The organism is Cupriavidus sp. 05N39 (assembly GCF_056397325.1).
In genome coordinates, this window is record NZ_JBFTNE010000244.1 from 1 (window position 1) to 1,280 (window position 1,280).

2 protein-coding genes are annotated in these 1,280 nt (G+C 66.7%); both read right to left on the reverse strand.

The annotated features are described in order from the left end of the window. On the reverse strand, positions 1-876 hold an 876-nt coding region (gene tssG, locus AC1DN0_RS41040; protein WP_477112233.1), incomplete at its 3' end, for a type VI secretion system baseplate subunit TssG. A gap of 74 nt (positions 877-950) precedes the next feature. Further along, positions 951-1,280: type VI secretion system baseplate subunit TssF (locus AC1DN0_RS41045; RefSeq protein ID WP_441637750.1), on the reverse strand; the 330-nt coding region annotated here is incomplete at its 5' end.

Sequence of the window (1,280 nt, forward strand, 5' to 3'; positions counted from 1 at the left end):
CCTGAGCTGCGTGGTGTAGCCCAGGCTCACCTGGTCCGAATTCAAGGCCGGCGCCGGCATCAGCGCGGGCCTCACATGCATCTCCAGATGCGCGTGCGCTGCATAGCCCAGGTAGAAGCGCAACAGCGCCGTCACCTCCCGGTGGATGGCACGGCCCGGCATCAGCCCCAGCACCGAGTCGCGGTCCTGTGGCGTGATCACCACGCGTACGGTGTTTGCGCGATCGTAGAAGCCGCGTCCCAGCACACAGTTTTCCCCCAGCGGCATCCGCTCGGTGGCATCGAGGCGCACCCACACCGGGTGGAACTCCTCCACCGTGATGCGCGCGTCCGGCACGGCATGCTGCAGCACGCCGGCGAGGCCTTCGGCGGTGCGTGTGCGCTGGCTGGCCAGTCCCAGCATCGACAACAGCTTGCGTGTGGGGACGGTCTCTTCGGCACCAGGCCTGCCGAAACCCAGCCCGAGCAGGCTCAGCAGGTAACACGACACTTCGTCTTGTCCGCCGCGCCGGAAGCCCATCGGATAGCGGTACTTGCGCGCGACGCGGTAGAACTGCGTGACGATCCGGTGGTGAAACAGGTCCAGCAAGGCCGCCAGCGGCTCTGCCCCGTCGCGACGCTGGGCAATCTCGTCCACGAAGTAGGACGGCATGCGCGCATCCACGCCGTAAAGGCCCAGGAAGGTGGTCCGCACCACCGGCGCTCGCTCGGGGTGGTCGCTATCGTGCTCAACCGCGTATATCTCCCGCCCCGGGAAGCCCAGCCGCCCATACGAGCGGAAACGCACCGGTTCATTGGCCGGGGAATCGGTCGTGCCCAGCGCCGGACGCTGCGGCGCAGACAACTCGATCAGTTCGCAGAGCCGGAAGAAGTTCATCTGCGGCGCACGGGCGAGCAGCGCCGGCAGCAAGGCGCGCTCCTGCGCCTGCGTTGCTGTCAGTTTCGTCGGGCTCAAAACGGTGCCCCCTCGGCCTTGCTGTCGGGCCATGCTTGCCGCTTGCCGCTTGGCTGCGACACGATCACCAGCCGGGTATACAGATTCAGCGTGGCATAGAGCGAGAGGAACCGGTTGAGCATTTCGCCGAAGAGTTCGACGTCGCCCTCGCCGGCAAAGCGGGTGCTATCCAGCAAGACCTCGATCTCCACGCCGCGCAGCAGGCCGCCTTTAACGAGCTTTTGCAGGGGCCGGTGCCGCACGTCCGTGATGGCATCGATGCGCCGGCGGTTCATCTCGCCTTCCGTCCAGTCGTAGAGGGCAAGACTGCCGCGCAGGACCTCGGC